The organism is Xenophilus sp. Marseille-Q4582 (genome assembly GCF_916700565.1).
Taxonomy (GTDB): domain Bacteria; phylum Pseudomonadota; class Gammaproteobacteria; order Burkholderiales; family Burkholderiaceae_C; genus Xenophilus.
Genome location: NZ_CAKAKO010000001.1, coordinates 187568 through 214543, shown reverse-complemented (window position 1 = coordinate 214543; position 26976 = coordinate 187568). Strand labels below are relative to the sequence as shown.

At 70.8% G+C, this 26976-nt stretch carries 22 protein-coding genes and 1 pseudogene; 2 read left to right on the top strand and 21 right to left on the bottom strand.

Annotated elements, in window-relative coordinates; genetic code table 11:
• Positions 1-7: 7 nt before the first annotated feature.
• From murG to dapF, 20 genes are all read right to left on the bottom strand, one after another.
• Entirely contained in the window at positions 8-1090 is a 1083-nt protein-coding gene (gene murG / locus LG388_RS00945) for an undecaprenyldiphospho-muramoylpentapeptide beta-N-acetylglucosaminyltransferase (RefSeq protein WP_225780977.1), read from the bottom strand.
• Positions 1087-2385, bottom strand: a complete 1299-nt coding sequence (ftsW, locus tag LG388_RS00940; RefSeq protein WP_225780976.1) for a putative lipid II flippase FtsW — start codon at positions 2383-2385, stop codon at positions 1087-1089. The genes murG and ftsW overlap by 4 nt, the downstream gene beginning before the upstream one ends.
• A complete protein-coding gene (gene murD, locus LG388_RS00935; protein WP_225780975.1) occupies positions 2382-4535 on the bottom strand; it encodes a UDP-N-acetylmuramoyl-L-alanine--D-glutamate ligase in 2154 nt (717 codons plus the stop codon). The genes ftsW and murD overlap by 4 nt, the downstream gene beginning before the upstream one ends.
• Positions 4536-4554: 19 nt before the next feature.
• Complete coding sequence (gene mraY, locus LG388_RS00930) at positions 4555-5733, bottom strand: phospho-N-acetylmuramoyl-pentapeptide-transferase (protein ID WP_225780974.1); 1179 nt, start codon at positions 5731-5733, stop codon at positions 4555-4557.
• Positions 5734-5748: 15 nt separating this feature from the next.
• Positions 5749-7203: a UDP-N-acetylmuramoyl-tripeptide--D-alanyl-D-alanine ligase gene (gene murF / locus LG388_RS00925; protein WP_225780973.1), complete on the bottom strand. Its 1455-nt coding sequence runs from the start codon at positions 7201-7203 to the stop codon at positions 5749-5751.
• Positions 7200-8735, bottom strand: a complete 1536-nt coding sequence (locus LG388_RS00920) for a UDP-N-acetylmuramoyl-L-alanyl-D-glutamate--2,6-diaminopimelate ligase (protein WP_225780972.1) — start codon at positions 8733-8735, stop codon at positions 7200-7202. Before LG388_RS00920 ends, murF begins: the two co-directional genes overlap by 4 nt.
• Positions 8735-10486, bottom strand: coding sequence for a penicillin-binding protein 2 (locus LG388_RS00915; protein ID WP_225780971.1), 1752 nt, complete (start codon positions 10484-10486; stop codon positions 8735-8737). Before LG388_RS00915 ends, LG388_RS00920 begins: the two co-directional genes overlap by 1 nt.
• Positions 10483-10887 carry a cell division protein FtsL gene (gene ftsL / locus LG388_RS00910; RefSeq protein WP_225781789.1) on the bottom strand — a complete coding sequence of 135 codons (405 nt, stop codon included), beginning with the start codon at positions 10885-10887 and terminating at the stop codon, positions 10483-10485. The genes LG388_RS00915 and ftsL overlap by 4 nt, the downstream gene beginning before the upstream one ends.
• Before the next feature lie 37 nt (positions 10888-10924).
• Positions 10925-11863, bottom strand: a complete 939-nt coding sequence (gene rsmH / locus LG388_RS00905; protein ID WP_225780970.1) for a 16S rRNA (cytosine(1402)-N(4))-methyltransferase RsmH — start codon at positions 11861-11863, stop codon at positions 10925-10927.
• 11 nt (positions 11864-11874) lie between these two features.
• Positions 11875-12303, bottom strand: coding sequence for a division/cell wall cluster transcriptional repressor MraZ (gene mraZ / locus LG388_RS00900; protein WP_225780969.1), 429 nt, complete (start codon positions 12301-12303; stop codon positions 11875-11877).
• Between the two features lie 260 nt (positions 12304-12563).
• Positions 12564-13889, bottom strand: a complete 1326-nt coding sequence (gene hslU, locus LG388_RS00895; protein WP_225780968.1) for an ATP-dependent protease ATPase subunit HslU — start codon at positions 13887-13889, stop codon at positions 12564-12566.
• A gap of 89 nt (positions 13890-13978) precedes the next feature.
• A complete protein-coding gene (gene hslV / locus LG388_RS00890; RefSeq protein ID WP_225780967.1) occupies positions 13979-14527 on the bottom strand; it encodes an ATP-dependent protease subunit HslV in 549 nt (182 codons plus the stop codon).
• A 167-nt stretch (positions 14528-14694) separates the two neighbouring features.
• Positions 14695-16233, bottom strand: coding sequence for an STAS domain-containing protein (locus LG388_RS00885; RefSeq protein ID WP_225780966.1), 1539 nt, complete (start codon positions 16231-16233; stop codon positions 14695-14697).
• Positions 16234-16340: 107 nt separating this feature from the next.
• Positions 16341-17099: an RNA polymerase-binding protein DksA gene (dksA, locus tag LG388_RS00880; protein ID WP_370630067.1), complete on the bottom strand. Its 759-nt coding sequence runs from the start codon at positions 17097-17099 to the stop codon at positions 16341-16343.
• A 623-nt stretch (positions 17100-17722) separates the two neighbouring features.
• Positions 17723-18784 carry a GTP-binding protein gene (locus LG388_RS00875; protein WP_225780964.1) on the bottom strand — a complete coding sequence of 354 codons (1062 nt, stop codon included), beginning with the start codon at positions 18782-18784 and terminating at the stop codon, positions 17723-17725.
• 110 nt (positions 18785-18894) lie between these two features.
• Positions 18895-20106 carry a class I SAM-dependent rRNA methyltransferase gene (locus LG388_RS00870; RefSeq protein ID WP_225780963.1) on the bottom strand — a complete coding sequence of 404 codons (1212 nt, stop codon included), beginning with the start codon at positions 20104-20106 and terminating at the stop codon, positions 18895-18897.
• Positions 20103-21152 carry a tyrosine recombinase XerC gene (locus LG388_RS00865; protein WP_225780962.1) on the bottom strand — a complete coding sequence of 350 codons (1050 nt, stop codon included), beginning with the start codon at positions 21150-21152 and terminating at the stop codon, positions 20103-20105. Before LG388_RS00865 ends, LG388_RS00870 begins: the two co-directional genes overlap by 4 nt.
• Positions 21139-21792 (bottom strand): YdcF family protein, encoded by a 654-nt coding sequence (locus LG388_RS00860; protein WP_225780961.1) that lies wholly within the window; start codon positions 21790-21792, stop codon positions 21139-21141. The genes LG388_RS00865 and LG388_RS00860 overlap by 14 nt, the downstream gene beginning before the upstream one ends.
• Entirely contained in the window at positions 21792-22457 is a 666-nt protein-coding gene (locus tag LG388_RS00855; protein ID WP_225780960.1) for a DUF484 family protein, read from the bottom strand. The genes LG388_RS00860 and LG388_RS00855 overlap by 1 nt, the downstream gene beginning before the upstream one ends.
• A 92-nt stretch (positions 22458-22549) precedes the next feature.
• The gene (gene dapF / locus LG388_RS00850) at positions 22550-23437 is read right to left on the bottom strand and encodes a diaminopimelate epimerase (protein ID WP_225780959.1); all 888 of its coding nucleotides are present in this window, start codon (positions 23435-23437) and stop codon (positions 22550-22552) included.
• Positions 23438-23658: 221 nt separating this feature from the next.
• Between dapF and LG388_RS00845 the strand changes: the two are divergent.
• Positions 23659-24192: pseudogene (locus tag LG388_RS00845) on the top strand (IS5 family transposase); the annotation flags it as partial.
• Positions 24193-24200: 8 nt separating this feature from the next.
• On the opposite strand, the gene LG388_RS00840 reads toward LG388_RS00845, so the two are convergent.
• Positions 24201-25241: a magnesium and cobalt transport protein CorA gene (locus LG388_RS00840; protein ID WP_225780958.1), complete on the bottom strand. Its 1041-nt coding sequence runs from the start codon at positions 25239-25241 to the stop codon at positions 24201-24203.
• Positions 25242-25423: 182 nt separating this feature from the next.
• On the opposite strand from LG388_RS00840, the gene LG388_RS00835 reads away from it, so the two are divergent.
• Positions 25424-26971, top strand: a complete 1548-nt coding sequence (locus LG388_RS00835) for a YjgN family protein (RefSeq protein ID WP_225781788.1) — start codon at positions 25424-25426, stop codon at positions 26969-26971.
• The last annotated feature ends 5 nt before the right edge of the window (positions 26972-26976 follow it).

Genomic DNA, 26976 nt, shown 5'->3' with positions numbered 1-26976 from the left:
GCCCGCTTCATGGGTCCACCCCCCTGTGCACCAGTTGCTCACACGCCTGCGCCACGGCGATCGTGGCCTCGGTCTTCTGCAGGCTCTTGGCCTTGAGCGCGCGCTCCAGCAGTGCGGCGCGATCGGTCTTCTGGATCAAATCGGAAAGCAGTTCGGGGGTCAGCTCGGTCTGCTGCACCAGCCAGCCACCGCCCGCATCGACGAGGAAGCGCGCGTTGGTGGTCTGGTGATCGTCCACGGCCGAGGGAAAGGGAACGAACAGTGCGGCCGCGCCCACCGCGGCCAGTTCGGTCACGGTGCTGGCGCCGGCACGCGCCACGATGAGGTCCGCCTGGGCATAGGCCTCGGCGGCGTTGTCGATGAAGGGCGTGAGCTCGGCCTCCACGCCGGCCGCGGCGTAGTTGGCGCGCAGCTCGTCGATCTGCCTGGCGCCGCTCTGGTGCAGCACGATGGGCCGCTCGGCCGGCGCGATGCGCGCCAGTGCCTGCGGCACCACGGTGTTGAGCGCACGCGCGCCCAGGCTGCCGCCCACCACCAGCAGCTTGAGCGGGCCGCTGCGGCCCGCGAAGCGCTCGGCCGGGCCGGGCTGTGCGAGGAACTCGGCGCGCAGCGGGTTGCCCACCCATTGCGCCGACGGCGCTTTTTCCAGCACATGCGGGAAGGCCGTGAACACGCGATCGGCCACCTTGGCCAGCCATTTGTTGGCCATGCCGGCCACGGAATTCTGTTCGTGAAGCACCAGCGGGCGGCCCGTGGCCACGCCCATCAGGCCGCCCGGGAAGGTGATGTAGCCGCCCAGGCCCACCAGCACGTCGGGCTTCACGCGCCGCAGCACGGCCAGGGCCTGCCAGAAGGCGCGCAGCAGCTTGAAGGGCAGCAGCGCCAGCGTGGCGAGGCCTTTGCCGCGCACGCCGCCGAACTGCACCGGCTCGAAGGCGAAGCCGCGCGGCGCGACCAGCTTTTCTTCCATGCTGCCGGGCGCGCCCAGCCAGTGCACGCGCCAGCCGCGCGCGCGCAGCTCCTCGGCCACGGCCAGGCCCGGGAAGATGTGGCCGCCGGTGCCGCCGGCCATCACCAGAGCCGTCTTCATATGCGGCCCCCCCGCATCAGTACGCGGTTCTCATAGTCCACACGCAGCACGATGGCCAGCGCCACCAGGTTCATCAGGATGGCCGAGCCGCCGAAGCTCATGAGCGGCAGGCCCAGGCCCTTGGTGGGCAGCGCGCCCAGGTTCACGCCCATGTTGATGAAGGCCTGGAAGCCGATCCACACGCCCACCCCCTGCGCGACCAGGCCCGAGAACACGCGGTCCAGCGCGATGGCCTGGCGGCCGATGTGCATGATGCGGCGCGTGAGCCAGAAGAAGAGCGCGATGATCAGCAGCAGGCCGACGAGGCCGAACTCCTCGCCCAGCACGGCCAGCAGGAAGTCGGTGTGGGCCTCGGGCAGCCAGTGCAGCTTCTCGACGCTGGCACCCAGGCCGACGCCGAAGATTTCGCCGCGGCCGATGGCGATCAGCGCGTGCGAGAGCTGGTAGCCCTTGCCCAGCGCGTGCGCCTCGCTGAACGGGTCCAGGTAGGCGAACAGGCGCTCGCGCCGCCATTCGCTGGTCAGGATCATGACCATGAAGGCCGAGACCATCAGCGCCGCGATCAGGAAGAACATGCGCGCGTTCACGCCACCCAGGAACAGGATGCCCATCGCGATCACCGCGATCACCAGGAAGGCGCCCATGTCGGGCTCGGCCAGCAGCAGCATGCCAATGACCACCACGGCCACGCCCATGGGCACCACGGCCTTGAAGAAGCGCTCCTTCACGTCCATCTTGCGCACCATGTAGCTGGCGGCGTAGAGCACCATCGCCACCTTGGCCAGCTCCGAGGGCTGGAAGTTCATGATGCCCAGCGGCAGCCAGCGCCGCGCCCCGTTGACCACGCGGCCGATGCCCGGCACCAGCACCAGCACCAGCAGCAGCAGCGCCGCCACGAAGATCCACGGCGCCCAGCGCTCCCAGGTGCGCATCGGCACCTGGAAGGTGAGCATGGCGGCCACGAAGGCCACGAAGATGTAGGCGCCGTGCCGCAGCACGAAGAAGCCTTCGCTGTAGTTGGCGCGCGCGAAGCGCGGGTTGTCGCCCAGCGCGATGGAGGCCGAATAGACCATCACCAGGCCCCACAGCAGCAGGGCCACCACCACCCACACCAGCGCCTGGTCGAAGCCCAGCACGCGCACGGGCGCCGCCTTGGTCTGCGTGAAGTCGCCGCCGCCCAGGCGCACCGGCAGGTGCATGGGCATGGCGTCGGCGGCGCGGCCGCGCAGGCGCTCCCACCAGGCGCCGAAGCGGCTGCCGGCGGCGGACGTGGCGGCGGCCTGGGCGCGGCTCATGCGGCCTCTCCTTCACCCTGCGCTTCGTTCGGCTCGGGATCGTCGGCCAGGGCCTGCACGGCGGCGGCGAAGACCTCGGCGCGGTGGACGTAGCTCTTGAACATGTCGAAGCTCGCGCAGGCCGGCGACAGCAGCACGGCATCGCCGGTCTGCGCCTGGCGCGCGGCGGTGCGCACGGCGGCCGCCATGTCGGCCGCGTGCAGCAGCGGCACGCCGGTCTGGTCCAGCGCGGACTCGATCTGCGCTGCGTCGCGGCCGATCAGCACGGCGGCGCGCACGTAGCGCGACACGGGTTCGGCCAGCGGGCTGAAGTCCTGCCCCTTGCCGTCGCCGCCCAGGATCACGACCAGCTTGCGCTCCACGCCCAGGCCCAGCAATGCGGCCGCGGTCGCGCCCACGTTGGTGCCCTTGCTGTCGTCGAAGTACTCCACGTCGTCGATCAGCGCGATGGGCTCCACGCGGTGCGGCTCGCCGCGGTATTCACGCAGGCCGTAGAGCATGGGCGCCAGCGGGCAACCCGCCGAGGCCGCCAGGGCCAGTGCCGCCAGGGCGTTGAGCGCGTTGTGCTGGCCGCGGATGCGCAGCGCATCGGCGGGCATCAGGCGCTGCAGGTGGATCTCCTGCTCTTGCGCGGCCCCGCGCTTGCGCTTCTGCGTCTCGTCGGCCTCGTGCGCGCGCACCAGCCAGGCCATGCCGTTCACGCGCTCGATGCCGAAGTCGCCGGGGCGCTGCGGCAGGTCGGCGCCGAAGGTGAGGTGCGCCCGCACCAGCGGCTTCTGCGGCTTGACCTTCACCGGCGGCGGCAAGGATTTGGCCCCCACGCTTGCCACTGCGTGTGCTGCGCTGCCCCCCGAGGGGGCTGCTGCCGCCGTCGGGCGGCCGGTCGGCGGCAGCATGGCCATCACGGCCGGGTCTTCGCGGTTGAGCACCATCAGCCCGGTCTGGCCGAAGATGCGCGACTTGGCGCCGGCATAGGCCGACAGGTCGCCGTGCCAGTCCAGGTGGTCCTGCGTGATGTTGAGCACCGTGGCGGCCGTGGGCTCGAAGCCCTGCACGCCATCGAGCTGGAAGCTGGACAGCTCCAGCACCCAGGCGTCGGGCAGCGTGCCGGCATCGAGGTGGCCAGCCAGCGTGTCCAGCAGCGTCGGGCCGATGTTGCCGGCCACGGCCACCGTCTTGCCGGCGCTCTCGATCAGCTGGCCCGTGAGCGAGGTGACCGTGGTCTTGCCATTGGTGCCCGTGATGGCCAGCACGGCGGGCGTGTAGCCCTCGGGCAGGCTCGGGCGCACCGGCACCGGCGCGACGGGCGCGGGTGCCAGTTCCTCCTCGGGCTGCGGCGCGGGCGCACTCAGTTCGGCGATGCGGGCCACGAACTCGGCCGCCTCGCGGGCGGCATGCGGCACGTAGGGGGTGCTGCCCTCGCCCACACGCGGGGCGGGGGCCGGCACCTCGGCGTCCGCGACGGCAGGCGCCTGAACGTTGCCGGGCGACAGAGGGGCTTCCACTGGCGCAGGCACCTCGACGGGATCGGATTCGGCCGCCGCCGCTTCCTGTGTGGCGGCCGGCTCCACCTCTTGCGCCGGCACCGGCGGCAGGGTGTCGGAGTCCTGCCGTGCCAGTGCGTCCACGGCTTCGGCCTCGGCCTCGGCAGTCTCGGGCGCGGCGGCGCCCGCTGCGGGCTCCGCCACGGCCTCTTCCACAGCCGGCGCCACCGCCGCGTGCGGTTCGACCGCAGCCGCAGCCGCGGCCGCATCGGCTTGCGCCTGGGCCACCTGCAGCGCCGCTGCGTAGGCCGCACGCCGCTGGGCATCGATGTCGCGCAGCGCCTGCGCGAACAGGTCCAGCTCGCCGCCCACCACCAGCCCGATCGCACGCGCGGCGTCGACCACGGGCGCGACCTGCGCAGGCGACAGGCCTGGCGAGCGGTACACGGCGCGGATCGGCGAGCCTTCGACCAGCGCGGCGCTGAACGGGCCCGGCACGAAACGCATGCCGGGCAGTTCGGCCTGCAGTTGCGCCAGCTGGGGCGGCGCCTCGCGCGTGTCGGCCACCGTCACCGCGGCCCCGTGGCGCGCGCACCAGCGCGCCATCGCCAGCCCGGACGCGCCGAGGCCAAGGATGAGCACGGGAAGCTGGTTCAGATGCTGCATGGCGTTCTTTCCGGTCCGCTCAGCGCAGCTTCAGCGTGGACAGGCCCACCAGGCACAGCAGCATGGTGATGATCCAGAAGCGCACGACCACCTGGGTCTCGCGCCAGCCGCTCTTCTCGAAATGGTGGTGCAGCGGCGCCATCTTGAGGATGCGGCGGCCCTCGCCGAAACGCTTCTTGGTGTACTTGAAGTAGGCCACCTGGGCCATGACCGAGATCGCCTCGACCACGAAGATGCCGCCCATCACGAAGAAGACGATCTCCTGGCGCACGATGACGGCGATGGTGCCCAGCGCGCCGCCCAGCGCCAGTGCGCCCACGTCGCCCATGAAGACCTGCGCCGGATGCGTGTTGAACCACAGGAAGGCCAGGCCCGCGCCGGCCATGGCCGAGCAGACCACCAGCAGTTCGCCCGAACCCGGGATGTGCGGGAACAGCAGGTACTTGCTGAACACTGCGCTGCCCGAGACATAGGCGAACACGCCCAGCGCCGAGCCCACCATCACCACCGGCATGATGGCCAGGCCGTCCAGGCCGTCGGTCAGGTTCACGGCATTGCTCGCGCCCACGATGACCAGGTAGGTCAGGATCACGAAGCCGATGCCGCCCAGCGGGTAGCTGATCTCCTTGAAGAAGGGCACGATCAGGTCGATCTTGGGCGGGAAGTCCATCGCGAAGCCGGCGCGCACCCAGTTCACGAAGAGCTCGAACACGCGGCCATTGGAGCTTTCGGAGATCGCGAACAGCAGGTAGACCGCGGCCACCAGCCCGATCAGCGACTGCCACATGTACTTCTCGCGCGAGCGCATGCCTTCGGGGTCCTTGTGGACCACCTTGCGCCAGTCGTCCACCCAGCCGATGGCGCCGAAGCCCAGCGTGACCCACAGCACGATCCAGACGAAGCGGTTGGCCAGGTCGAACCACAGCAGCGTGGCGACGCCGATGGCGAACAGGATCAGCACCCCGCCCATGGTGGGCGTGCCGCTCTTGACCAGGTGCGTTTCCATCGCATAACCGCGCACGGGCTGGCCGATCTTGAGGGCGCGCAGGCGCCGGATCACCGCCGGGCCGGCCACCAGGCCCACGAGCAGCGCCGTGAGCGCGGCCATCAGGGCGCGGAAGGTGAGGTACTGGAACACGCGCAGGAAGCCCCAGTCGGGGTTCTGCGCCTGCAGCCACTGGGCCAGGCTCATCAGCATGGGCGTGCGCCGGTTTCATGGGGCATGACCGGTCTCCTCCTCGTTGTGGGTGTGTGCCGGCGCCCGGGCCTGGATGGCGCGCAGCACGCGCTCCATCGCCATGAAGCGCGATCCCTTGACGAGCACGCTCTGCGCCGCATCCAGGCTTTGCAGCACGGCGGCGTTGAGCGTCTCGATGTCCTTGAAATGACGCGCGCCGGGCGCGTCGAACGCCGCAACGGCATGGGCCGAGGCCTCGCCGAGCGCGAAGAACTGCTCGATGCCGCGCTCGCGCGCATAGGTGCCGATCTCGGCATGGAACTGCGGGCCCTGGTCGCCGACCTCGCCCATGTCGCCCAGCACCAGCAGGCGCGGGCCGGGCAGTTCGGCCAGCACGTCGATGGCCGCACGCACCGAGTCGGGGTTGGCGTTGTACGCATCGTCCACCAGCGTGCGCGCCCGGCCGTCGTGCCAGCGCAGCGGCAGGCTGCGCGAGCGGCCCGACACCGGCTCGAAGGCCGACAGGCCGGCGCCGATCTCGTCGCACGAGACGCCCGCCGCCAGCGCGCAGGCCACGGCGGCCAGCGCGTTGTGCAGGTTGTGCCGGCCCGCGATCGCCAGTCGCGCGCGCACCGGGCCCAGCGGGGTGCGGGCCTCGAAGTCCCAGGCGCCGCCCCGGTCGTCGCTGCGCCACGCGGCCTGTGCCAGGGCCACGTCCGCCTGCGCATGCAGCCCGAAGCGCAGGCAGCGGCGCGGGCCACCTTCCCGGGCCATGCCTTCCCACAGTTCGGTGAAGGCATCGCCCTGCGGGAACACGGCCGTGCCGTCCGAGGGCAGCGCCCGGAACACCGCGCCATTCTCGGCCGCCACGGCTTGCACCGTGGCCATGAACTCCTGGTGCTCGCGCTGCGCGTTGTTGACCAGCGCGATGGTGGGCTCGGCGATGGCGGCCAGGCGTGCGATCTCGCCCACATGGTTCATGCCCAGCTCGACCACCGCCAGCCGGTGCCCGGGGCGCAGGCGCAGCAGCGTGAGCGGCACGCCGATCTCGTTGTTGAAGTTGCCCGCCGTGGCCAGGCTGGCGTCCGGCGCGGCGGCGCGCAGGATGGACGCGACCATCTGCGTGACGGTGGTCTTGCCGTTGCTGCCGGCCACGGCGATCAGCGGCAGCGTGAAGCGCCGGCGCCAGCCGCGGCCGATGGCGCCCAGCGCGGCGAGCGTGTCGGGCACTTCGAGGCCCGGCAGTCCCGCGGCCTCGAGTCCGCCCTGCGCCACGGCCGCCGCGGCGCCCTGCGCGCCGGCCTGCGGCAGGAAGTCATGGGCATCGAAACGCTCGCCCTTCAGCGCGACGAACAGGTCGCCGCGCGCGAGCGTGCGCGTGTCGGTGTGCACGCGCGCGATGGGCGTGGCGCCGTCGCCGACGAGGCGCGCGCCGGGCACCCAGGCGGCGGCATCGGCCAGCGTGAACATCGGCGTCGTCGAAGCGGTCATGCGGTGCCCCGGGCCTGCAGCGCCGCAAGCGCATGCGCGCGGTCGGAAAAAGGATGGCGCTCGCCCGCGATCTCCTGCCAGGCCTCGTGGCCCTTGCCGGCGATCAGCACCACGTCGGCCGGCGCGGCCTGCGCCAGGGCGTCGGCGATGGCCCGGGCGCGGTCGGGCTGCACCTGCACCGCATCGGGGTTCGCGAAGCCGCGCAGGATCTGCGCGAGGATGGCCGCAGGCGACTCGCTGCGCGGGTTGTCGCTGGTCAGCACCACGGCGTCGGCCCGCGTTTCGGCCACCGCCGCCATCAGCGGGCGCTTGACGGGATCGCGGTCGCCCCCGCACCCGAACACGCACCACAGGCGCCCGCCGCGCTGGTCGGCGAAGGCACGCAGGCCGGTGAGCACCTTGTCCAGCGCATCGGGCGTGTGGGCGTAGTCGACGACGGCCAGCGGGGCATTCGGGCCCGGCGCGGGCACCAGTTCCATGCGGCCGGGCACGCTGTCCAGGCCGGCGCAGGCGGCCACCGCCTCGCGCAGCGCCAGGCCGCGCGCGCGCAGGGCGCCGATCACGCCCAGCAGGTTGGCCACGTTGTAGTCGCCGGTCAGGCGCGTGGCCAGGCGGGCGGGCGCCAGGCCCTGCTCCACCACGTCGAACTGCAGGCCCTGGCTGCCGTAGCCCACGCCCTGCGCGCTCAGACGCGCCGGGCGGCCCTGGGCCGAGGTGGTCCACAGATCCAGGCCGCGCGCACCGCTGTTCAGCAGCTCCTGCACCAGCGCGGCACCGCGCAGGTCGTCGATGTTGACCACCGCCGCGCGCAGGCCGGGCCAGCGGAACAGCTCGGCCTTGGCCTGCCAGTACGCGTCCATGTTGGCGTGGTAGTCGAGGTGGTCCTGCGTGAAGTTGGTGAACACGGCCACCGCGATGCGTGTGCCGTCCAGCCGGCGCTCGGCGATGCCGATGGAGGAGGCCTCGATCGCGCAGGCCGAGAAGCCCTGGTCCACGAAGCCGCGCAGGCTCTGCTGCAGCGTGACCGGGTCGGGCGTGGTCAGGCCGGTGTAGGTCAGCTCAGGCGGCACACCCACGCCGAGCGTGCCGATCAGCGCGCACTGTGGCTGCGCCGCGCCGGCGTTGAGCGCCTGCGCCAGCCACCAGGCGGTGGAGGTCTTGCCGTTGGTGCCGGTCACGGCCAGCAGGTCCAGCGCCTGCGAGGGCGCATTGCACCAAGCCGCGGCGATGGGACCGGTGGCGGCCTTCAGCCCGGCGTAGCTGGCCACGGCAGCCAGCGTGCCTTCACCGTTGCCGAAATCGAAGGTATCCACGCCCTCGGCCTCGACCAGGCAGGCCACGGCGCCCTGGGCCAATGCGGCCTGCACATAGGCGCGGCCGTCGGTGGCGGCCCCCGGCCAGGCGATGAAGGCGTCACCGGGCTGCACGGCGCGGCTGTCCACGCGCAGCGCCTTCGCACCGCGCGCGCGCAGCCACTGCACGGCGCTGTCGACGTCGAAGAGGGGCTGGAGGAAGGCGGACTGCAGGGCCATCAGAAGCTCTCGTCCACGTCCTGCGTCACGACCATGGGCTTGACGGCCAGGTCGGGCGGCACGTTCATCATGCGCAGCGTCTGCTGCACCACTTCGCTGAACACGGGCGCGGCCACGGTGCCGCCGAAGTACTGGCCGGCGCTGGGCTCGTCGATCATCACGGCCACGACGATGCGCGGCTTGTCGATGGGCGCCATGCCGGTGAACCAGGAGCGGTACTTGTTGCTGGCATAGCCCTTGCCCACCTGCTTGTGCGCGGTGCCCGACTTGCCGCCCACCGAATAGCCCACCGTCTGCGCGCGCTGGCCGGTGCCGCCGGGGCCGGCGGCCATCTGCAGCATCTTGCGCACGGCGGCGGCATGCTCGGGCGAGAACACCCGCTGGCCCACGGCCGGCTCGCTGCTCTTGAGGATGGTCACGGGCACGATGCGCCCGTCGTGCGCGAAGGAGGTGTACGACTGCGCCATCTGGAACAGCGAAGCCGACAGGCCGTAGCCGTAGGACATGGTGGCCTGCTCCACCGGCTTCCAGCTCTTCCAGGGGCGCAGGCGGCCCGCCACCGCGCCCGGGAACTGCACCTGCGGCTTCTGGCCGTAGCCCAGCGCGGTGTAGGTGTCCCACATCTCCTGCGGCGTCATCTTCTGCGCGATCTTGATCGAGCCCACGTTGCTGGACTTCTGGATCACGCCCTCCACCGTGAGCGCACCGTAGTTGTGGGTGTCCCGGATGGTGAAGCCGCCGAGCTGGAAGCGGCCCGGGCTGGTGTCGATCACCGTGCTGGGCTTGACGCGGCCGGCCTCCATGGCCATGGCCACGGTGATCGGCTTCATGGTCGAGCCCGGCTCGAAGGTGTCGGTCAGCGCGCGGTTGCGCAGCATTTCGCCCGTGAGGTTCTGGCGCTTGTCGGGCACGTAGCTCGGGTAGTTGGCCAGCGCCAGCACCTCGCCGGTCACCGCGTCGAGCACCACCACGCTGCCGGCCTTGGCCTTGTGCTGGTTCACGGCGTCGCGCAGCTTCTGGTAGGCGAAGAACTGCACCTTCGAATCGATGGACAGCTGGATGTCCTTGCCGTCCACCGGCGGGGTCACCTCACCCACGCCTTCGATCACGCGGCCCAGCCGGTCCTTGATCACGCGCTGCGAGCCGGGCTGGCCGCCCAGGGCCTTGTTGAAGGACAGCTCGATGCCTTCCTGGCCCTGGTCTTCCACGTTGGTGAAGCCCACCACGTGCGCGGCGGCCTCGCCCTCGGGGTACTGGCGCTTGTATTCGCGCGTCTGGTGCAGGCCCTTGATGCCCAGCGCCGCGATCTGCTTGGCAATGGGCTCGTCCACCTGGCGCTGGATCCAGACGAAGGTCTTGTCCTCGTCGGCCAGCTTCTTGTCCAGGTCCTGCAGCTTCATGCCCAGCAGCTGCGCCACCTGGCGCAGCTTGGCGCGCGTCTCGGGGTCGTTGCGTTCCACGTCCTCGGGAATGGCCCAGACGCTGGGCGCGATCACGCTGGAAGCCAGGATCAGCCCGTTGCGGTCCAGGATGCGGCCGCGGTTGGCCGGCAGCGTGAGCGTGCGCTCGAAGCGCACCACGCCCTGGCGCTGGTAGAAGTCGTTGCCGATCACCTGCACGTAGGCGGCGCGGGCGGCCAGCACCACGAAGCCCAGCGCGATGGCGGCGACGATGAACTTGCTGCGCCAGACCGGCGTCTTGCTCGCCAGCAGGGGGCTGGTGGTGTAGCGCACGCTGCGGCGGCTGCTCATCGGGCGCTCCTGGGCGCGGCCGCGGGCAGGGGCGGCGGGGGCGTGCGCGCACTGGGCGCGCGGCCGGCCTGCGCGGCGATCGCATTCAGCCGCGCCAACTCGGCCGGCGGCAGCGGCGCCACGGCCGGGATCACGCTGCCGTCGGCCCGCACGTAGTGCGTGATGGCCGGCGTGGTCGTGCGCATCTTGATCTGCTCCTTGGCCAGCCTCTCGATGCGCAGCGGCGTCGCCTGGGCGCGCTTCTCGACCTGCAGGCGCTCGAACTCGGTCTCCAGCTGGCGCGCCTCGCCCTGCGCGCGGTAGAGCTGCGTGTACAGCTGGCGCGACTGGTATTGCGTGTGCACCAGGAACATGGCCGTGCCGATGACGAGCATCAGCAGCAGGAGGTTGAGCCTGGCGATCACGGATGCCTCCGCGTCCGGCACGAAACGGCACGCATCACGCCGGCACCTCGGTGCGCTCGGCCACGCGCAGGATGGCGCTGCGCGCGCGCGGATTGGCCGCCACTTCGGCCTCGGACGGCTTGATGCGGCCCAGCGCCTTCAGGCGCATGGGCTTGGGCGCGGCAAACGGGGCGCGGCGGTCGTAGATCTCCTTGGAATGCTCGGTGATGAACTGCTTGACGATGCGGTCTTCGAGCGAATGGAAGCTGATCACCGCCAGCCGGCCGCCCGGCTGCAGCACCGACAGGCTGGCGCTCAGCGCCTGTTGCAGCTCTTCAAGCTCGGCGTTGATGAAAATCCGAAGAGCCTGAAATGTGCGCGTTGCAGGGTTCTGGCCCGGCTCGCGGGTTTTGACCGCACCAGCCACGAGCTCGGCCAGCTCGGCGGTGGTTGAAACTGGGCCCCGTTCCTGTCGGCGAGCAACAATCGCCTTTGCAACCTGAACAGCAAACCGTTCTTCGCCATAGTCACGGATCACCTCTGCAATCTGCTGGGTTTCGGCTGTGGCCAGCCAGTCGGCCACGCTCTGGCCGCGCGATGTGTCCATGCGCATGTCCAGCGGGCCGTCGTAACGAAAAGAAAAACCCCGTGCGGGGTTGTCGATCTGGGGGGAGCTGACACCAAGGTCCATCAGCACGCCGGCGACGCTGCCCGGCGGCAGCTCCCCGAGGGCGGCGAAGCCCTGATGGCGGATGGAAAAGCGCGCGTCGGCGATGCGGCTGGCCTCGGCCACCGCTTCGGCGTCCTTGTCGTAGGCGATCAGGCGCGCGTCGGCGGCCATGCGGCTCAGGCCCAGGCGGCTGTGGCCGCCGCGGCCGAAGGTGGCATCGACGAAGCAGCCCGAGGCGCCGCCGTCGCCGGCCGGCGCGCCGGCCAGCCAGGCGTCCACGGCTTCGTCGAGCAGCACGGTGGTGTGGACCAGGGGAGCGTTCAAGTTCCGCTCCATCAGAAAGCCAGGTCCTGCAGGGTCTGCGGGTCCATGGCCGCCAGCGCCTCGGCCTCCTTGGCCTGGTGCGTGGCCTTGTCCCACAGTTCGAAATGGCTGCCCATGCCCAGCAGCAGCGTCTCGCGCGTGATGCCTGCGGCCTCGCGCAGCTCGGGCGACACCAGCACGCGGCCAGTGCCGTCCATCTCCACGTCCATGGCGCTGCCCAGGAACAGGCGCTTGTACCACTGGGCATTCATGGGCAGGGCCGCGATCTTGTCGCGGAACTTCTCCCACTCCGGCCGCGGAAAAATCATCAGGCAGCCATGGGGATGGCGCGTGAGGGTCAGCTGGCCGCCGGCGGTCGCGAGCAGGACGTCACGATGCCGGGTCGGCACCGACAACCGCCCCTTGGCATCCAGACTCAGCGATGACGCGCCTTGGAACAAGACCCAGATTCCCCGGTTTGGGACCCTGCCAGCGCTTCAGAACAAGCTTTCTGGCACGTTTTCCCACTTAACTGCACTTTTTTGCACTGTAGCAGCAAATGCCGGGGCCGCAAGCGGGCGCTCACGGTATTTTTTGTAATGGAATCAAGGACTTAGCGACGCTTCCGCGACAAGAAACGGCTTAAAAATCCTTTTAGGAACAAACACTTAACCTGTTGAATGAAAGTGTTTCCTGAGCCCTGCCGGCCAACTGCCCGGCCTCACAGGATGAAGCGTGAAAGGTCCTCGTCGTGACTTAGTGCCGCGAGGCGCCCGTCGACATAGGCCGCGTCGATGCGCACGGTCTGGCCCTGCAGGCGCACGGCGTCGAAGCTGACCTCGTCCAGCAGGCGCTCGAGCACGGTGGACAGGCGGCGGGCGCCGATGTTCTCGGTGCGCTCGTTCACGTCATGCGCGATCTGCGCCAGCCGCGTGATGCCCTCGGGCGTGAAATCCAGCGTGACGCCCTCGGTGGCCAGCAGCGCCTGGTACTGCTTGACCAGCGAGGCGCGGGTGGCCGTGAGGATGGCTTCGAAATCGGCCACCGACAGCGAGGCCAGTTCCACGCGGATCGGAAAGCGCCCCTGCAGTTCGGGGATCAGGTCGCTGGGCTTGCTCAGGTGGAAGGCGCCCGAGGCGATGAAGAGGATGTGGTCGGTGCGCACCACGCCGTACTTGGTGCTGACGGCCGTGCCCTCCACCAGCGGCAGCAGGTCGCGCTGCACGCCCTGGCGCGACACGTCGGCGCCCTGCGCTTCCTGGCGCGCCGCGACCTTGTCGATCTCGTCGATGAAGACGATGCCGTTCTGCTCGGCGTTGGCGATGGCCTGGGCGCGCACCTCGTCCTCGTTGAGCAGCTTGCCCGCCTCCTCGTCGATCAGCAGCCGCAGGGCCTCGGCGATGCGCAGCTTGCGCGTCTTGCGCTTGGCCCCGCCGAACTGGCTGAACATGCCCTTGAGCTGCTCGGTCATTTCCTCCATGCCCGCCGGGCCCATGATCTCCAGCGGCGCGCGCTGCTCGGCGACGTCGATCTCGATCTCCTTGTCGTCGAGCTGGCCCTCGCGCAGCTTCTTGCGGAAGGCCTGGCGCGTGGCGTTGCCGCTGTCGCTCGTGGGCCGGCCCTCGGCGTCGCGTGCGGTGGGCAGCAGCACGTCGAGGATGCGGTCCTCGGCCGCGTCCTCGGCCCGCATGCGCACCTTGGCGGCCTCGGCTTCACGCGTCTGCTTGACGGCCACCTCGGCCAGGTCGCGGATGATGGAATCCACGTCCTTGCCCACGTAGCCCACCTCGGTGAACTTGGTGGCCTCTACCTTGATGAAGGGCGCGTCGGCCAGGCGGGCCAGGCGGCGCGCGATCTCGGTCTTGCCCACGCCCGTGGGGCCGATCATGAGGATGTTCTTGGGCGTGATCTCGGCGCGCAGCTTGGCGTCGACCTGCTGGCGGCGCCAGCGGTTGCGCAGCGCGATGGCCACGGCACGCTTGGCGCCGGGCTGGCCGACGATGTGGTTGTCGAGTTCGGAAACGATTTCCTGGGGCGTCATGGACATGGGACGTTGAGCGTTTTGCGTTGCGCGTTGGGCGGGGATGCCGGAGGTCTTCGCGCTGAACGCCAAACGCTCAACGCACCACCCTCCAGTCAGGGCAGAACTTCGACCGTGTGATTCAAATTGGTGTAGATGCAGAGTTCGCCCGCAATCTGCAGTGCCTTCCTGGCCACTTCCTCGGCCGGCAGCTCGGTGTTCTCGATCAGCGCCTTGGCCGCCGACTGCGCATAGGCGCCACCCGAGCCGATGGCGGCCACGCCGCCCTCGGGCTCCAGCACGTCGCCATTGCCCGTGATGATGAGGGACACGTCCTTGTCGGCCACCAGCAGCATCGCCTCGAGCTTGCGCAGCACGCGGTCGGTGCGCCAGTCCTTGGTCAGCTCGATGGCCGCGCGCGCCAGCTGGCCCTGGTGCTTTTCCAGCTTGGCCTCGAAGCGCTCGAACAGCGTGAAGGCATCCGCCGTCGCGCCGGCAAAGCCGGCCAGCACCTGGCCGTGGTAGAGCCGCCGCACCTTGCGCGCCGTGCCCTTGATGACGATGTTGCCCAGCGTGACCTGGCCGTCCCCGCCGATGGCGACCTGGTCGCCCTGGGGGGTCTTGCGGCGCACGCTGACGATGGTGGTGCCGTGAAATTGTTCCATCGCAGGCACATGGGGGCGGCCGGCGGGCGCTGCAAGGGCCGGTGGCCGCACAGGCCCCGTGAATCGCAGCGGGGAGGCCTCGCCGCATGCCGTGCGCTCCGCACCGGACCGCCCGGCCTTGGGGACGAGGCCCGCGCCGGGCGGTCCGGCAGGCCGCCGCGTGGCGATCAGCGCCGCGGCAGCACGCTCGCGTGCTCGGTGATGCCCACCAGGCCGAACAAGGCCAGCAGCAGCCGGTGCACGTCGGTGAACTCGACCCGCGGCTCCTGCGCGCCGCGCGCTTCCAGCCAGGTCAGCAGACCGGCGGTGGCGGCCAGGTCCAGCCGCACCAGTGCCGCGCAGGAGACGGCCGGCGCGCGCGCTTCGGCCAGGTCAGCCGCCAGCCGCTGCCACACGGAGGGGCTCGCGCCCTGGATCTCGCCCGACAACTGCACGTCCGGGGCGTCGCCTGCCGCGTCGCTGGCCAGTTGCAGCCCGCCCGCGCGGCCGCCTGCCGGGCCGTCGACGGTCCCGTAGCTGCCCACCGGCTCCTGCCAGGACGGCGGCAAGGCTTCGTAGGTGATGCAGTAGTTGAGCGCCACGAGCTCGAAATCGTCGGGCAGGTGCATCAGGCGCAGCACCGACAGGTAGACCTGCCACCAAGCCGGGTCGGTCTCGCGCACGGTCAGCGGCGTGGCCTCGGCCAGCACGGCGATCAGCCGCTCGGCGCCGCAAAAGCGCACCTGCGTCGGCGAATCGGCCCAGTGGCTGAACAGCGTGCCCAGCGGCGCGACGGCGTCGGCGTCGATGCCGCGCAGCGCGCGCCAGTCCAGGCGCCAGACGGCCCCGGCACGCGAGAGCGCCTGCGTCAACTCGATCAGGCCGTCGCGGCCCAGTTGCGGCGGGCAGTACCAGTCGATCGCGGCCTGGGACGCGGGAGGGTCATGGCGCCGCGCCAGCGCCCGCAGCGACACCCATTCCGGGCCGGGTTTGCGAAAGCGCTGCGCGTAGCGCATGCTGGCCGCGGCGAACTTCTCGGCGTCGCCGCTGGCGCGGTAGAAATCGAGCAGCGCACGCCAGGTGTCGTCGTCTTCCGCCTGGGCGCCGTCGGGCGCCACGGCGGCCAGCAGCAGCGCCTCGGCCTGGCCGTCGTCGCCTTCGGCAAAACGCAGGGCGGCTTCCTCGACCACCGTTGCGGCCTGCAGGCGCGAAGCCGGCAGGGCGGCCGAAGGCGCCGCCGGCAGCACGTCGGGCGGCGGCTCGCCGGGCGCCGTGTCCGCATACGCACGGGCATGCTGCGCCGCAAGCGGATCGGCCGCCGCCGCGCCCTCGACCGTGCCGGCCTGGGAAGGGCGGCCCTTCCACCACTGCTGCGACATCTGCTCCTCGATCTCGTCGATCTTCTTGAGCGTGAGCGCGCGGCCATCGGTCTTGCCGGCCGTGTTGAGGTGGAAGGAGGACGGCGAGCCCGAGCCGTCGCGCACGCCCGCCGCCTCGCGCTGGCGCAGCTTGCGCAGCATGTCGAACTCGCGCCGGCGCACGAACTCGTTGCGCTGGCGGCGCTCGATCAGTTCCTTGAGCGCCTCGCGGCTGTAGCCGTTGCTGTCGACCGGCGACGGCTGGCCGGCCCGGTCGGCCGCGTCGAGTTCGGACCAATCCTTGAGCGGATTGCGCACGAATCGCGCCACCTTCGACAGCAGGCGGCCGCCGCCCTCTTCCTTGCTCATGTCAGTGGCAGCGGCCGCGGGCGCCGGCCTTCGCAGGCGGCGCCTCTTCGGGCCGGGAACACAGGCGTGCTTTCATCGCAGGCTGCAGGGATTGGCGCGCGCGAAGCTCAATCGCCGAACATCTTCTGCTTGAGTTCGCGGCGCTGCTGCGCCTCGAGCGACAGCGTGGCCGTGGGCCGCGCCAGCAGGCGGCCGACGCCGATGGGCTCGCCGGTCTCGTCGCAGTAGCCGTAGTCGCCCGCGTCGATGCGGGCGATGGACTGCTCGATCTTCTTGAGCAGCTTGCGCTCGCGGTCGCGCGTGCGCAGCTCCAGCGCATGCTCTTCCTCGATGGTGGCGCGGTCGGCCGGGTCGGGCACGACCACCGTGTCCTCGCGCAGGTGCTCGGTCGTCTCGCCCGCGTTCTCCAGGATGCCGCGCTTGAGCGCCAGCAGCTTCAGCCGGAAGAAGGCCATCTGCTTGTCGTTCATGTACTCGCTGTCGGGCATCGCGATGACCTCGGCGTCGGTCAGCTCTTCCGCCGTCTTGGTCTTCCAGTTGTTGGCGAGCTTGGGATCCTTCTTGATCGCCACGGGCGCGGGGGAAACGAGGGCAGTGGACATGGTCTGGGTAAAACTGGCCTTCGGGGCGGTGGAGGCCACCGCCTGAGGCATGGAGGGAACGGTCAGCTGCGTCAGGCGCGCCGAGGCGCGCGCGCGCGGCGGCAAGGCATCGGCGGCGGGAGCCGCGGCCACGGCCGGAGCCGGCGACGCCTGCGGGGCGGCGGACTTGCGCGCGGCCGCGGCAGGTGCGGCGGCTGGCTTGGCGGGGGCGGCGGTCTTCTTCACGGTCACAGACTCCTTGGTCGGACTTGTTCGCGCTTTCACGGATGCAGTCTCCTCCCACAGGCCGGCGATGGCTGGGCCACCGCCAACGATGCTGTCGAACACGGATCCGTGGCGAGTCGGGGGTTATACCCCCTCTTGCGCAGGGCCGCGGCACCCCGTGTGGAACCGGCCCCGGCAGCTGTGGCGCGCCCTGCAAGAGGACGCGGTTCGAGCCGGGGGGCCGGCACGGGCGCGCGGATTGTATAGAGGTTGCGGGCGCCGGCGTCACCCGCGAAAGACAAGGGCTTTGCGCCGGCCTCGCGAGGCGGCGACGTCCTTCAAGAACCGGCCCGGCGCCTCGGCAGGTGTGAGGGGATCCGGCGTGGCCGAACGCGCCCGGCGGATCGTTCAGCCCTCAGAGCCTGTTCAGTGTCTACAAGGGGTCGCGTTGGGGCGCAATCGGGAGGCGATCGGCGTTGCGGCGCGCCGCATGGGCGGGTGCCCATGCAAGCGACGCGGCGCTGAGCGGGCCCGATTTCGCCCCAACCCTTCGGGCAGCCGCCTTGCCGGGCGTCCTGCGGCGTTGCAGCGCTTGCGCGTAGATCACTACGAGCGGCGCGCTGCGCCTTGCAGGCCACCCGGCAAGGCGGCTGCGCGGCCCCTTGTAGACACTGAACAGGCTCTCAGACCAGGCACTGCTCCAGGCCCTGGACCAGGATGTCGCGCGGCAGGTCGATGCCGATGAAGACCATGCGGCTGGTGCGGGCCTCGCCCTCGGCCCACTGCGGGCCCAGGTCGCTGCCCATGAGCTGGTGAACGCCCTGGAAGATGACCTTGCGCTCGGTGCCCTGCATGTGCAGCACGCCCTTGTAGCGCAGCATGCGCGGGCCGTAGATGTTCACGATCGCGCCCAGGAAGTCCTCCAGCCGCGCCGGGTCGAAGGGCCGGTCGGCCTTGTAGACGAAGCTCTTGACGTCGTCGTCGTGATGGTGATGGTGCCCGTGGCCATGCCCGTGCTGGTGCGAGGGATGGTCGCAGTGCTCGCCATGCTCATGGTCGTGGTCATGGTGTTCGTGGCCGTGCTCGTCTTCCTTGAGGAAGTCCGGGTCGATGTCCAGCTTGGCGTTCAGGTTGAAGCCGCGCAGGTCGAAGAAGCCCTCGAGCGGCACCTCGCCGAAATGCGCGCGCTCGATGGGCGCGCGCGGGTTCATGTGCTTCAAGCGATGGATCAGCGCCTCGGTCTCTTCCTCGCCCACCAGGTCGGTCTTGCTGATGAACAGCCGGTCGGCGAAACCCACCTGGCGGCGCGCCTCCTGGCGGTCGTTGAGCTGCTGCGGCGCGTGCTTGGCATCCACCAGCGTGATGATGGAATCCAGCAGGTAGCTCTCGGCGATCTCGTCGTCCATGAAGAAGGTCTGCGCCACCGGGCCGGGGTCGGCCAGGCCGGTGGTCTCGATCACCACGCGGTCGAAGTCCAGCAGGCCCTTGCGCTTCTTAGCCGCCAGCAGCTGCAGCGTCTCGCGCAGGTCCTCGCGGATCGTGCAGCAGATGCAGCCGTTGCTCATCTGCACGATCTGCTCCTTGGACTCGGTGACCAGGATGTCGGAATCGATGTTCTCTTCACCGAACTCGTTCTCGACCACGGCGATCTTCTGGCCGTGGGCCTCGGTCAGCACGCGCTTGAGCAGGGTGGTCTTGCCGGAGCCGAGGAAGCCGGTGAGGATGGTGGCGGGAATCAGGGCCATGGGCGCTCCGCAGGTGGGGGTCGAAGGGAAAGGGGCGAAAGTGTAGGCTGCCGGCAAAGAACCTGCGGCCCGCGCGGCTTGTGGCGAGCCCCGATCCGCGCCGCCGGCCGCTACTTGCGCACCACCACCAGGCCCTTCAGGTACTCGCCCTCGGGAAATTCGAGGGTCATCGGGTGGTCGGCGGCGGCGCCCAGGCGCTCGGTGATGTAGCCGTCCACGCCCGCGTCGAGGCCGGCCCCGGCCACGATCTTGTGGAACAGGTCGGCCGAAATGCCGCCCGAGCACGAGAAGGTGAGCAGCACGCCGCCCGGCGGCAGCAGCTTGAAGGCCAGGCGGTTGATGTCCTTGTAGGCGCGCGCCGCGCGTTCGGCATGGGCGGCCGTCGGTGCGAACTTGGGCGGGTCGAGCACGATGGCGTCGAACTGCCGGCCTTCCTCGATGAAGCGGCGCAAGGTGGCATTCACGTCGGCGTCGAGGAATTCCGCCCGCACGCCCTGCCCGGGCCCGAAGCCGTTGTCCACCAGATGCGCCTGCGCGCGCTCCAGCGCCGGTTTCGAGGAATCGACCGACACCAGCTGCGCGCCCGCGAGCGCGCCCACGGACGCCAGCCCGCTGGCCGCCGCGACGGTGAAGCCGCCCGTGTAGCAATAGCAGTTGAGCACGCGCGCAAAGCGCCGGTGCGCCGCCAGCGCGGCCATGCGGCCGCGGCTGTCGCGCTGGTCCAGGTAGTAGCCGGTTTTGTGGCCCGTGGCCACGTCCAGCGTCAAGTGCCAGCCGTGCTCCTGGATCCGCAGCCCGGTCGCGCCCTCGCCGCGCAGCCAGCCCGTGGCCGGCGGCAGGCCCTCGCGCGTGCGGCTGCTCGTGTCGGAGCGCTCGTACAGCCGCGTGCAGCCCGTGGCCGCGAGCAGCGCATCGGCCAGCACGGCCTTCCAGCGCTCCACGCCGGCCGACGAGAACTGCGCGACAAGCGTGTCGCCGTAGCGGTCCACGACCAGGCCCGGCAGGCCGTCGGCCTCGCCGTGCACCAGGCGCACGCCGTCGCTGCGGATGTCGAACCGGGCGCGCGCGGCCACCGCCGTCTGCACGCGCGCCGCGAGGAAGGCGGCGTCGATGCGCTGTGCCACGTCGAAGCTCCAGGCCCGCGCGCGGATCCTGGAAGCCGGGCTGAAGGCGGCCCAGGCCAGGAACTGGCCCTCGTGCGATTCCACGCGCACCGTCTCGCCGGCGTCGCCGCCGCCCTTGGCGATGGCCGCGTCGAAGACCCAGGGATGGCGGCGCAGGAGCGAACGCTCCTTGCCGGGCTTGAGGCGCAGGACTTTCATGAGGACTTCTTGTCGGCGCTCGCCGGCGGCCTGCCGGCACTCGGCGGGGCGTCGGCCTGCGGGCGCTCGGGGGAGCGGAGATGCGCGCGCGGGTGCGCGGCGTCGTAGGCCTTGGCCAGGTGCTGGAAGTCCAGCCGCGTGTAGACCTGGGTGGTGGCGATGTTGGCGTGGCCCAGCAGTTCCTGCACCGCGCGCAAGTCGCTGCTGGACTGCAGCACGTGGCTGGCGAAGGAATGGCGCAGCATGTGCGGATGCACGGGCGCCGCCAGACCGGCCTGGATGCCGCGCGTGCGCAGCAGCTTCCACACCGCCTGCGGCGTGAGGCGCGCGCCGCGCGCGCCGACGAAAAGCGCGGCCGCGCTGTCTTCGTCGGCGCAGGCCGGCGCCTGGTCGCGCAGCGCCAGCCAAGCCTGCAGCGCGGCCAGCGCCTGGCGGCCCAGCGGCACGGCGCGGCGCTTGTCGCCCTTGCCGAGCACGCTGGCTTCGGCGCTGTCCAGGTCCACCCAGCCGCGCGCGGCCTTCGAGGGCCGGCGGTCCAGCCCCGTGAGTTCGCTCACGCGCAGGCCGCAGCCGTACAGCAGCTCGACGATGGCGCTGTCGCGCGCCTCGGTCCACGGGTCGGCATCCGGCTTTTGGAAGTCGGCCAGGCGCATCGCGTCGTCCACGGCGAGCGCCTTGGGCAGCGGGCGGCCGGCCTTGGGCGCCTTCACGTCCTGCACCGGGTTGGCGGCGATCAGCCTTTCCTGCCCCAGCCAGCGGTAGAAGCTGCGCCAGCACGAGAGCACCAGCGCGATGCCGCGCGGCTGCCGGCCCGCCGCGTGCAGCTGCGCCATCCAGCGCCGCACATGGGCGGTCTGCACGCGCTGCAGCGGCAGTTGCGCCTCGCGCGCGCGTTCGCGCAGCAGGGCCAGGTGCTCGGCGTACAGGTCGAGCGTGCGCGGTGCCAGCCGGCGCTGCACGCGCGCCTGTTCCAGGTAGCGCGTGACCAGGCCTTCGTCGGTGTCGGCGACCGCCTGGGCATCGGGGGCCCTCTCAGATCCAGCCATGGGCCGCATTCTTGAGGATGGCCAGCGGCTCTCGCAAGGCAGCCTGCAGCGCGCGCAGCGGGCGGCGATCACACTGGCTGGCCTGGTACTGCACCTCGAAGGCCTGGTCGAAACCGCTGCGCGCCGCCAGGCGCTGCACGCGCCACAGGTGGCCGGCTTCGGAGACGATCACGACACGCCGCACGCCAGCCTGCGCGAGCAGCGGCCAGGAAAGCATCAGGTTCTCGCGCGTGGACTGCGAGGCCGCTTCGCGCAGCACCGGGCCGGCATGGCCGGCGGCGCGCGCCAGCGCTTCCATTTCCACGGCCTCGATGCGGCCGTCCTCATGGTCGACGCCGCCGCTCATGAGCAACTGCGACACGCGGCCCGCGCGCGCCAGGGTCACGCCCGCTTCGACGCGCGAACGCAGGCAGGGATTCGGTGCACCGTCGATCCAGGCCCGGTTGCCCAGCACCAGCGCCACGTCGGCCGGCGCGGGCGGCGGCGCAGCCATCCGTTGCCGGCCATGCCACCAGGCTTGCACGCCCAGGCCGGCGACCGCCAGTACCAGCAGCGCCCCCGCCCCACCGACCCGGCGCAGCCAGATGCGTGAACCGGCGCGCGCCAGCGATGGGCCGTCCGGGCGCGCGGCCTCGCGCATCAGCGGCGCAGGCGCGACAGCGCCGCCGACGCCAGCTGGGCGATGCGCTCGAGGAAGTCGGTGCCCATCTCGGCGTGGTAGCGCTGCGCGTCGGGCGAGGCCAGCACCAGCAGGCCGAAGGCCGGCTGGTCCGCCTCGGCACGCAGCGGCAGCAGGGCCACCGACACGGCCTGCTGCGGATCGTTGAGCCAGGAGGCCGCCTCGAAGCCCGCGTTGAGGCCGCAGTAAGGCGTGGTCAGCGAGGTGGCCAGCGCCTTCACGTCCTCGCTCACGTTCTGGGCGTAGCCCTCGTCGGCATAGGCCGCATCCAGGTCCCACAGCTTGATGCCGGTCTGCGGCACCATGAACTGCTGGTGCAGCGCGCTCAGGATCTCCCAGGGCAGGCTGCGCGGCTCGCGCCAGGTCAGCAGGGTGCGCGTCCAGCGCTGCAGGCGGTCAGCCGTCATCACGTTCTCGGTGCCGTGGCGCACCATGTCCATGATGCGGTGCTCCAGCGCCTTGATCTTCTCGCGCAGCATCTCGGCCTGGCGCTCCTGCAGGCTCACGGCCCGGTTGCCGTGCGGGCTGGTGAGCTGCACCTGCGCAAGCAGCTGGGCATGGCGCTCGAAGAAGTCCGGCGTGATGGACAGGTAGTGGGCGATGTCGTCTTCGGTGATGGGGTTCATGGCAAGGTTGAGCTGTTGGCCTGGACGGCAATGGGGCAATGAGGCGAGCACCGGGCGCAAGCGCTTCCGACGAAACGCGGCGGGCCCCGCGCTCAGGCCCGGTCGGGCACCTCGATCTCGCCCGCGAACACGGTCACGGCCGGGCCGGTCATGAACACGGGGGCGCCCAGGTCGCCCTGCGCGCCGGCCCATTCGATGGTCAGCACGCCGCCCCGGGTGTGGACGTCCACGCGCGCGTCGAGCAGGCCCAGGCGGATGCCCGCGACCACGGCCGCGCAGGCGCCGGTGCCGCAGGCCAGCGTCTCGCCGGCGCCGCGCTCGAACACGCGCAGCTTCACCTGGCCGCGGTCCAGCACCTGCAGGAAGCCCGCGTTCACGCGCTGCGCAAAGCGCGGGTGGTGCTCGATCAGCGGGCCCTGGACGGCCACGGGCGCCGTCTCCACGTCGTCCACCAGTTGCACCGCATGCGGGTTGCCCATGGACAGCACGGCCAGCGGCACGGTCGGGTGTTCGGCTTCGGTGGAGAGTGCCAGGTGCCAGGTTTCCCAGTCGCCCGTGGGCTGCGGCTCCAGGCCCGCGGTGTCGAAGGGCACGCGCGCCGGCTCGAACACCGGCGGGCCCATGTCCACGGTCACGCGGCCGTCGGCGTTCATGCGCGGCGCGATCACGCCGGCCAGCGTCTGCACGCGCACTACGTCCTTGTCGGTCAGGCCCTGCTCGCGCACGAAGCGCAGGAAGCAGCGCGCGCCGTTGCCGCACTGCTCCACCTCGCCGCCGTCGGCGTTGTGGATCACGTACTGGAAGTCGATGTCCGGCGCCGCCGCGGACCGCACGCTGAGGATCTGGTCGGCACCCACGCCGAAGTGCCGGTCGGCCAGGAAGCGGTACTGCCCGGCCGTCAGGCCCAGCGGGCCGCGCGTCTCGTCGAGCACGACGAAGTCGTTGCCCGCGCCTTGCATCTTGGTGAAGCGGATTCGCATCGCGGAATTATCCGCTGCGGCGCGCCGCATGGGCGGGTGCCCATGCAAGCGACGCGGCGCTGAGCGGGCCCGATTTCGCCCCAACCCTTCGGGCAGCCGCTTTGCCGGGCGTCCTGCGGCATTGCAGCGCTTGCTCGTAGATCACTACGAGCGGCGCGCTGCGCCTTGCAGGTCACCCGGCAAGGCGCAGCGCGGCCCGTTGGACACTGAACACGTTCTCAAAAAATCAGGTTGGCGCGGCCCGCGAGAGACTGGGGCGCAACGCTTGCAGCACGCTCTTGATCGTGGACGCGCAGAGCGTGAAGAACACCGACACGGCGAGCCTGAAGGGCTATGACGCGGGCAAGAAGGTCTCTGGGATCAAGCGCCACATCTGCGTGGACACCCAGGGGCTGCCGCACGCGGTGGCCGTGACAACGGCGGAAGTGACAGATCGCAAGGGAGCCTTGGCGGCGCTCAGGCGTTGCAAGCCCAGGCTCGCAGGGGTGCAAAGCCTGCTGTGCGACAGCGGCTACGCAGGCCAGCCCTCTGCGCAGGGTGTGCAAGAGATTCTGAGCGGGCATGTGACGGTGCAGATCGCCAGAAGGAGCGAGTTGCGCACCTTCAAGGTCATGCCCAAGCGCTGGGTGGTGGAGCGCAGCTTTGCGTGGCTGGAGAAGAACCGCAGGCTGTGGAAGAACTGCGAGAGGCTGCTCAACACCAGCTTGCAGTTCATTCACATGGCGTTCTTGGGGCTGCTACTCAGAAGATCGTAAACACGTTCTCAGAGCCAGCCCGCGCGGCGAAAGCGCAGGTACAGCAGCAGGCACACGGCCAGGATCAGGCCCAGCGCCGCCGGGTAGCCCCAGCGCCAGTGCAGCTCGGGCATGACGTCGAAGTTCATGCCCCACACGCCCACGAAGGCCGTGCACACGCCGAAGATGGCGGCCCAGGCGGCGAGCTTCTTGGTCACGTCGGTGTCGTCGATGGTGACCAGCGACAGGTTGACCTGGATCGCCGTGGCGAGGCTGTCGCGTGTGCTGTCCAGCGCCGCCGCCAGCCGGCTCACGTGGTCGAACACGTCGCGGAAGTAGTGCTGCACCGGCGCGCACAAGAGGGGAACGCGCCCGCTGTGCAGGCGCGCCGCGGCCTCCAGCAGCGGCGCCACGGCATGGCGCAGCAGGCGCAGGCGGCGCTTGAGGGCGTACAGGCGCTGCAGGATCTCGCGCCCCGCACCCTGGGTGAAGATCTGCTTCTCGATCGCCTCCAGCTCGTCCTCGATGCGCTCGGTGAGCGGGAAGTAGCGGTCCACCACCTCGTCCATCAGCGCATAGAGCACGAAGCCCGGCCCTTCGCGCAGCAGCTCGGGCTCGCGCTCGCAGCGCTCGCGCACGGGAGCCAGGCTCTCTTCGCTGCGGCTGCGCACCGAGACGATGTAGTGCGGTCCGGCAAAGATGGCCAGTTGCCCGGCCTGCAGGCGCGGCGGGTGCGCCGGCGAGGCCGGCCTGGGGAACGGCCGCGCGGCATGCGGCTCGTCGCTTTCGAAGCTCAGCAGATGCAGTACGGCGAACAGCGATTCGCCGTACTCCTCCACCTTGGGCCGCTGGCGCCCTTGCAGGGCGTCTTCCACGGCCAGCGGGTGCAGCCCGAAGGCGACCTGCAGCGGCGCCAGCTCTTCGGATGTGGGATCGTGCAGGGCCACCCAGAGGAAGCTGCGGGCGCCGTCGCCTTCCGCCTCGGCCGACTGCAGCCGCGCCTTCAGTGCCTCCAGGGGCACTTCGCCAGCGCGCTGGCCCTCGCGGTAGGCCGTGCAATGGATCAGCATGAATGGATGCAGGCAGATGAGAAGCGCCGATCATGCGCCTGTCGCCGCGCCGCCACGCGTAGGCAAAAGGCGTCAAGCGAGGGCCGAGGCCGGGCGGGCGAAGACCTACACTGCGCCCGCCCTCAGAGGAGGAGGAGCCACCGATGCACGACCCCCAGAGCACCGCGGGCCCGGCGGCCGAGATGCCGCCCCCGCCCACAACAACAGAGCGTCCCCCGTCCATCGAAGCCCACCGCATCGCCTTCCGCGGCGATGGCGGCGTGTACTTCGGCGTGTGGATCGTCAACGTCCTGCTGTCCATCGTCACGCTGGGCCTGTACACGCCCTGGGCGCGGCGGCGCACGATCCGCTATTTCTACGGCCACACCGAGGTGGCCGGCCAGCCGCTGGAGTTCACGGCGGGCATCCGCAGCATGGTGGTGGGCTTCCTGCTGTTCGCGGCGCTCTACGTCGCCATGGAGGTGGCGGGCCACACGGGCATGGACTGGATCGTGGGCGTCATCATGCTGGTCGGCGTGCTGCTGGCGCCCTGGCTCTGGGGCAGCGCGATGCGCTTTCGCCTGTTCCACACGCGCTGGCGCGGGCTGCGCCTGCACTTCGGCGCCAGGTGGCGCGAGGTGTACGGTGCGAGCTGGCCGGTGTTCGCCATCGCCGCCGTCTGGCTGGCGGCGGGCCTGGCGCTGAGCCAGATGGTGGACGCGGCACAGGCCGAGCAGCGCGCGCAGCAGGCCCGGGAGGCGCTCTCGCCGCCTGCCCCGCAGGCCGATCCATCGCCGACGGGCGACGCCGGGCGCGGCCCTGGCACGGAAGGCGTCAAGACCGACCCGACCCGGCCCGGCGCGCGCTCGGAGGCGGACACCGAAGCCGCCGAAGAAAGCGATCAGATCACTCTCACCGACGAGGAACTGGAGGAATTGCAGGCCGCCATCGCGGCGGCGCAGGCGGCCAGCGACGAGGACGAAGCCACTCGGGACGCAGACCCGGATGCCGATCCCGATGCCGATGCGAACGGCGACAGCACCGACCCCGACGAGGAAGACCCGCTGCCCCGCCCCACCTGGGCCATGGGCGGCGTGGTGCTGGCCGCCCTGTTCCTGAGCGTCCTGTGCTTCATCCGCCTGGAATTCAACTACAAGCGCCTGCTGGTCACGCGCACGCGCATCGGCGGCCAGCCCGGCCGCTGGAAGCCCGTGTTCGGCGACTTCCTGCGCATCTGGGCGGCGACGGTGGGCGTGTTCCTGCTCACCGTGCTCGCCCTGGTCGGCGCGGCCGCGCTGATCGCCGTGCTGGCGGGCCTGGGCAGCGTGCTGAACGTGCTGGGCGGCGGCGGTGGCCGCGGCTTCGGCATGGTGCTGCTCATCATGCTGCTGTTCTTCGTCGGCTTTTTCGCGCTCTTCCTGGCCGGCTCGCCGGCGCTGGCCTACCGCGAGGCGCGCATGTTCCAGCTGATGTGGAACAACGTCGGCCTGGGCGCGGTCGCACGCTTTCGCAGCGGGCTGCGGCCGGGCGCCTTCGTGGGCCTGCGGCTCAAGAACATCCTGCTGGGGCTGATCACCTTCGGGCTGTACCGGCCCTTCGCGCGCGTGGCCGAGTACCGCATGAAGGCGGAATCGGTGACGCTGCACATCAAGGGCGAGCTCGACCAGCTCGTGGGCCGCATGGAAGCACAGCAGAACCAGGGCTTCGGCGATGCCGTGGCCGATGCGCTCGGCCTGGACCTGATCGGCTGACCGGA